Here is a 6707-nt window from a genome sequence, read left to right as displayed (position 1 = left end):
AGCAGCTCGATCGCGACGGCGCCGCATCCGCCCGCAGCCGCGGCAAGGGCCATGACCCCGAGATTCGACGAGTCGAGCATGAAAGTCTTCTGGAGGGCGGAAACGCTGAAAATGAGGCCGTACCCAGCGAGCGGCAAGACGATCAGGGCGATCTTCCACCATTCGTAGGGGCGAGCGACGATCGCCAAAACCCATGTCGAGGAGACGATGAGGGCCAAAAGCGCCGCCGTGGATGCCTGGGCCTGCGTCGCCGAGCGCAATGCGATCGTGTAGGTGACAAAGGAAGGGATCGCGACCAGCGCGCCGGCGGGGAAGCCGAAGCCGAGCACCCGTCGCACAAAGCCTGGCCGGGCGCGCTCGTTGTTGGGCGGCAGGGACAGGATGAAGGCCGGGACGCCGATGGTGAACCAGCCCGTGATCGTGACGTGGATCGGCTGGAAGGGGGCTTTGACCGCGAAGATCACCGTCAGCATGGCGATGATGGCCGAATAGATCGTCTTCGTCAGGAAGAGATTCGCCACGCGCTCGATGTTGCCGAGCACCCGCCGGCCCTCGCGAACGACGTAGGGGAGCGTCGCGAACTTGTCATCGAGCAGAACAATCTTCGCGACCGAACGGGTTGCCGCGGTGCCCGATCCCATCGCGACCCCGAGGTCGGCGTCCTTGAGGGCGAGGACGTCGTTGACGCCGTCGCCCGTCATCGCCACTGTGTGCCCGGCGCTCTGAAGCGCTGAAACCATCGCGCGCTTCTGCTGGGGCGTCACCCGTCCGAAGACTTGGCGCTCGTTGACGACTTTGTTGAAATCGGCCTCGAGGATCGTTCGCGCGTCGACGGGCTGGCCGGAGTCCATGCCCAGGGAGCGGGTGACTGCGCCCACCGAGTCGGCGTTGTCGCCGGAGATGACCTTCACCTGAACGCCCTGGCTGTGGAAAAACTCCAAGGTGTCGGCGGCGTCCGGGCGGACTTTCTGTTCGAGGATGACGAGGGCCAAGGGATCGACCTGTCCGGGGGCGTCGTGGGCCGTCACGTTCGTCTGGGCGTAGCCCAAAAGCAGCACCCGCAGGCCGGTCGAAGCAATCTCCTGGGCGCGTGCGACGTCGGGGGCGAGAATGTCCGGCGCCCCGAGCACGACGTTGCGGGCGGCAGAGCCTTCTCCCGCCGCAAAACTGATCCCCGACCATTTCTTCGCGCTCGTGAACGGCTGGCGTTCGGAAACCTCCCAGGCGGCCTGGGGGCTGCCGACGCCCTCGATGATCGCCGTCATGGAGGAGTTGGGCGAGTCGTCCGCCGCGCCGAGCTGCCGAAGGGCCTCCAAAGCCTCGTCTTGCGAATGCGAGCCGATCGCCTCCACCCCGCCGAACGCCATGGCGTTTTCCGTCAGAGTGCCGGTTTTGTCCGCGCACACGACGTCGACCCTCGCCAGGCCCTCGATGGCCGGAAGCTCGTTGACCAGGCATTTGCGCATGCCCAGCCGCACGACGCCGAGGGCGAAGGCAACCGACGTCGTGAGAATGAGGCCCTCGGGGATCATGGGGACGAGAGCGCCCGTGACCTTGATGACCACCTGGCGCCAATCGTTCTGTTCGATGCGCGTTTGGCTGATGACCGTCAGAATCCCCAGAGGGACGAGGACCCACGTGATTGCCTTGAGGATCTTGTCGATGCCCGACTGCAGCTCGGAATGCACGAGGGAGAACTTGGCCGCCTCGGCGGTGAGCTTGGCCGCGTAGGAGTCGGCGCCGACCTTCGTCGCGCGGTAGGCGCCGGTTCCCGACGCCACGAAAGAGCCGGACATGATTTCGTCGCCCGGCTTCTTGGCGATGGGGTCGGATTCACCGGTCAGCAGCGATTCGTCGACCTCAAGATAGGCGGATTCGACCACGGCGCCGTCGACCACGATCTGCTCGCCCGGGCCCACGACGACGACGTCGTCCTCCACGACCTCGTCGCGCTCGATCTGGGTCTCTTTCCCGCTTCGGCGGACCGTGGGATGGGCCTCGCCGACGACGGCAAGCGAATCGAGCGTGCGCTTGGCCCGCAGCTCCTGGACGATGCCGACGGCGGAGTTGGCGATGATGAGGAGGCCGAACGCGCCGTTCACCCACGAGCCGGTGGTCATGACCAGCACGAAGAGCACTCCCAGCAAGGCGTTGACGCGCGTGAAGACGTTGGCGCGGACGATGTCGAGGGCGGAGCGGCCCGACCGAGGGGGAAGCGTGTTGACCTTGCCCTGTTGAATGCGCTGGGCGACTTCGCTGCCGGTGAGGCCTTGCACGCCCGGGGGTTCCTTCACATCGGTGAGGCTCTGTGCACTAGTCATGGCGACAAGCCTACCAATGCGGGCCGACGGTTTATCTTCCGGGCGGATGCAAGCGGGGAAACGTCCCCCCCCGCTCGCCGGGGCCAGCCGCCTGCGGTTGAGGGCGACGGCGATGAGGAGGCGGACGTCCCCCGCTCGCCGGGGCCAGCCTTCCGCGCCGAGGCTGAGGATCCCGTCCTCGAGTCCCCCCCCGCTCGCCGGGGCCAGCAGGGGAGTCGCCGGGCCTCCGCGTATTCGGCGTTCCCCGCTCACCGGCGCCGAGCGCTCTAAAACGCGGACCGCGGCGCGGCCCGGCGGCGAACCGAAAGTCCGCCTGCGAGTCCGGCTCCCGGCCTGGCGGCTATCTGCGAGCGGTGTCCGTGCGCATGCGGCGAACCGAGACGATCCCGAATATGACGGTCCATGCGGCGACGCCCGCGGCCCACGTCCATTCGAACGTGCCCTGCAGCAGCGGCCACCGGGCGATCATAGTTATCCCGTACAGCGGCGTGAAGGGCGCGACGTCGCGGAAGAAAGACGGCATGGAGTCCAGGGGGATGAAGTTGTCTCCGAAAAAGGCCAAGATGGCGAAGCCTCCCAGGATCACCCCGTATGCGCCGTCGCTGCGCAGAAGGTAGCCGACCATGATGCCCATCGCGGCCGTCGAAAGCGACCCAAGCAAGGTCAGGATTGGGGAGAGCGCCCACATCCTCGTCGGGCCCTCCGCGGTGGTCGCGCACCCGACGGCCAAAACGGCCAGGATGCTGAAAAGCGCCGAGGTTATGGACAAAAGGAGCTTGTTGACGAAGTTCGTGACGGGCTCGACGGGCGTCAGGGCGAGCTGGCGCGTCCAGCCTTGGGCACGCTCGACCCCCACCTGCGCGCCGATCGTCGCCGAGGCCATTCCTGCGCCGTAGACGCACATGCCGATCATGGCCTTGGCCGCATAGTTGCCGTCCCCGGCGGGATTGTCCGAATACGCCTGGAAGGCGCCGAACATGAAAAAGAGCATGATCGGCAGGAACATCGTGAAGACGAGGATCGGAATATAGAAGACGGTGGTGCTCAGCTGCCGCCTGTAAAGAGACCAAAGGGCTTTGAGTTGCATGTTCATTCTCCCGTGAGCTCCTCGAAGGCCTCTTCGAGCGAGACGTCGGCGACGGATATTCCGATGATCTCCGGAAGGTCGAGCATCGCCCGGTTGAGAGCGAGGACGTCGGGTCCGGTCACGGAGACGCTGGTCTCCTCGAGCCTGCCCCCGATTGACGCCTGAGCCGCTTTCGCCGCCTCCTTCGTCGCGAATCTGCCCGTGACGGTCTGCGCCCCGAAGCTTCCGCGTATCTCGTTGGTGGGCCCGTCGGCCACGATCTTGCCGCGGTTCATGATGACGGTCCGTTCGGCGTACATCTCGGCCTCGGCCAAGTAATGCGTGGCGAAGACGATCGTCTTGCCGCGCTCGGCCTCGGCGTGCATCGAGTCCCAAAATCGGCGTCGGGCGGTCACGTCCATTCCCGTGGTCGGCTCGTCCAGGACGATCAGGCTCGGGTCGGGCAGACGCGCCAAGGCCAGGCGCACGCGCTGCTGCTCGCCTCCCGAGCACTTGCGCACGCGCCGCTTTGCGATCTCGGTCAGATTCGTCCTGTCCATGACCTCGCGCCAGGGAAGCGGTTTGGGGAAGGCGTCGGCCACCATGCGAACAAGGTTTTCGACCGTGTGGTCGAGGAGGAGGCCGCCCGTTTGGAGCACCGCGGAAACCTTGCTTGCCTTTATCGCGCGGCGGGGCGCGGTTCCGAAAAGGGCCACGTCGCCCGACGTCGGCTTCGACAGGCCGAGGGCTATGTCCAGAGTCGTCGTCTTGCCCGCCCCATTGGGGCCGAGAAAGGCGACGACCTCGCCCGGGGATATCGAGAGGGACACGCCGCGAACGGCTTCGACGTCGCCGAAAGCCTTGACGAGATTCTCGATGGACAGAGTAGGAACGCTCACAACTTACTATTTAACCCTCGCCCGGCGGGCGCCGCAACTGGTTTTCTAGCTGAATTTCGGAGAATTTTCATGTTCCGCAGCCGTTTGCCAGCCGGCCTTCGCCTCGGCCCGCGAGCCTTTGTCTCGGACCGCCGGCCTTCGCCGCGCCCGGAGGCCTTTGTCTCGGACCGGAGGCCTTCGCCGCCCGGTCACAGCCAGCCGTTGTCGCGGGCGATCATCACCGCCTCCGCGCGCGTGCGAGCCCCGGTCTTGTGGATCGCTGAGGAGAGATAGTTGCGCACGGTCCCTTGGGAGAGGAAAAGCGAACGGGCGACGTCGGCGGTGGTCCCTCCGTCGGACGTCGCCCGAAGGACGTCCTGTTCGCGCTCGGTCAGCGGGTTGCTGGAAGCGGCCAAGGACTCGGCCGCGAGGTCCGGGTCGACGACGCGCTGACCCGCCATCACCTTGCGCACGGCCGACGCGAGCGAGTCGGAAGGCGCGTCCTTGACCACGAAGCCGCTGGCGCCGGCCTCCATCGCGCGGCGCAGGTAGCCGGGCCGCCCGAAGGTCGTGACCATGAGGATCTTGACGTCCGGGTGCTCCTTGCGGATGCGGGACGCCGCGGCGATCCCGTCCATGACGGGCATCTCGACGTCGGCCAGGACGACGTCGACGTCGCCGCATGCAACCGCCTCGATCGCCTCGCGTCCATTGCCGGCCTGCGCGACGACCTCGATGTCCTCTTCGAGATCGAGCATCATGGCGATGGCGCCGCGAACCAGAGCTTGGTCGTCCGCCACGACTATCCGTATCGTCATGCCTCCAGTCTATTGGCTCGCGATCGGCTCTTCCCCCGGCCGGATGCGTGGCAAACTCCCCGGCGTCAAGGCTCCCCGGCGGCGTCAAGGCTCCCCGGCGTCGAATCTCGCCTCCACGGCCCATCCCCGTTTGAGCCGTCCGTAGGAGAGGACGCCTCCGGCCTCCCTCACCCTCTGGTCAAGGCCTGCGAGCCCGCTCGCAGGCGCCTTCACCGCGGGTTTCGACGCGTCGTCGGGGAGACGGACGCCGTCGTCCTCGATTCTCACCCCCGAAGCCCGCGTGGCGATGACGCACCGGGTGGCCGCCGCGTGATGGACGACGTTGGCCACCGCCTCCCGAACGACGTGGGCGAGGACGCGCTCGGCCTGCTCGCCCACCTCGATCGGCTCGCCGCGGATCACGGGCGTGATTCCCGCTGCGCAGAGAAGCTCGCGCGCCGCCAAGATCTCCTCGTCGGGGCGCAGCCTCCTCGCGTCGCGAACGACGGCCCGCACGTCGGCCAAGGCCTGATGCGCCAGGGCCGCCGCCTGCAACAGCTCGCCGCGCGTGCGCTCGCGCTGATCCGGCATGTCCAAAAGGCGCGCCGAAAGCTGCGTCTTCAACGCGATGGCCGTGAGCGTCTGCCCGAGGATGTCGTGCAGATCCGATCCGATGCGCTCGCGTTCGGCTTTCTGAGTCAGCTGCTCAATCTTCTTGTTCTTGATCTCGAGTTCCTTCTGGAAGGCGATGGTGCCTCCGACGGCGTAGAACGTGATCGTCAGAACGCACAGAAGGGCGAAGGACGTGACTCCTTCTTGCAGGCTCGTCTTGCCGAGGCGGACGAGCAAAGTCGTCTGCAACGCGGCGAAAGCGAGCAATCCCGCGAGGGACAGGGCCCTCGCCCGCCCCGACGTCGTGTAGGCGATGACGGAAGAGACGAAGATGAGCAGCTGAACGTTCCCGCCGTCGGCGAAGAAGGCCGCCATGGTCTCCAGCGCGATCAAGGCCGCAATCGTGCCCAAAAGGCCCGGAGAGAATCCGCGCTCCGACGTTGGAATGCTGGGATAGACCAACCACACTCGAAAATAGACGATGTCGAAGGTTACTACCAGCGTTAAGAACAGATATTTTTTGACGCCGTTTTCCGCAAGCAGCCCATGAACGATTGGAATGAGGGTGAAAAGCAGCCACACGTTCGCATACACCATCGTCAAGCCCTTCGGATGGGTTCGCGCCCAGTCCGCGAACTTTTTCCTTGGGGGTTTCGCATTGTTCGCCGACAGCGCATCACGGGGTTCGTTCGAGCTTCGGGGCGCGTCGGCCGCCGTTTCGCCTTCGGTTGGGCCGACGCCCCTGTCTGTCGGAGCGTCGCCGATTGCGTGTGCGTCGGCTTTGCGCTTGCCGTCGACCTCTTGGACCTCCATCAGTCCCCCTTCCGGGCGTCGTTTTCGTTCTTGCCGCCGCGGCGCGGCGGCGAAAGGCCCGCCCCGCCTCGTGCGGGCGCATCCGAGTTCTTGCGGCGCTGTTCCGCTCCGACAACACTACCCGCCGCCGGCTCGCCCGTCGGCCTCGAGGCGAGGCGAGCCCCGGCTGTCCTCCGCGCAGGGCCCGCTTGCGGGGGGCGCAAGCGTTCGTCTGTCGGGG

At 66.4% G+C, this 6707-nt stretch carries 5 protein-coding genes; all 5 read right to left on the bottom strand.

Annotation, left to right across the window (positions count from 1 at the left end; translation table 11 throughout):
• The coding region (locus tag ACO48X_RS03175; protein WP_485000467.1) for an HAD-IC family P-type ATPase at positions 1 to 2321 on the bottom strand (2321 nt) is incomplete at its 3' end.
• 340 nt (positions 2322 to 2661) lie between these two features.
• Positions 2662 to 3408 (bottom strand): ABC transporter permease, encoded by a 747-nt coding sequence (locus tag ACO48X_RS03170; protein WP_485000465.1) that lies wholly within the window; start codon positions 3406 to 3408, stop codon positions 2662 to 2664.
• 2 nt (positions 3409 to 3410) lie between these two features.
• Positions 3411 to 4286 (bottom strand): ABC transporter ATP-binding protein, encoded by an 876-nt coding sequence (locus ACO48X_RS03165; protein ID WP_485000463.1) that lies wholly within the window; start codon positions 4284 to 4286, stop codon positions 3411 to 3413.
• Between the two features lie 188 nt (positions 4287 to 4474).
• On the bottom strand, positions 4475 to 5083 hold the full coding sequence (locus ACO48X_RS03160) for a response regulator (protein ID WP_485000461.1): 609 nt from the start codon (positions 5081 to 5083) through the stop codon (positions 4475 to 4477).
• 84 nt (positions 5084 to 5167) lie between these two features.
• Complete coding sequence (locus tag ACO48X_RS03155; RefSeq protein WP_485000459.1) at positions 5168 to 6487, bottom strand: sensor histidine kinase; 1320 nt, start codon at positions 6485 to 6487, stop codon at positions 5168 to 5170.
• Positions 6488 to 6707: the final 220 nt, after the last annotated feature.

Source organism: Peptidiphaga sp. (assembly GCF_057238965.1).
The sequence above is the reverse complement of the archived record's forward strand: the minus strand, read 5'-3'. Positions and strand labels throughout refer to the sequence as shown.

Coding starts and splice junctions, on each gene's coding strand:
- ACO48X_RS03170 (WP_485000465.1), bottom strand. CDS start 3,408: ATGCAACTCAAAGCCCTTTGGTCTCTTTACAGGCGGCAGCTGAGCACC.
- ACO48X_RS03160 (WP_485000461.1), bottom strand. CDS start 5,083: ATGACGATACGGATAGTCGTGGCGGACGACCAAGCTCTGGTTCGCGGC.
- ACO48X_RS03155 (WP_485000459.1), bottom strand. CDS start 6,487: ATGGAGGTCCAAGAGGTCGACGGCAAGCGCAAAGCCGACGCACACGCA.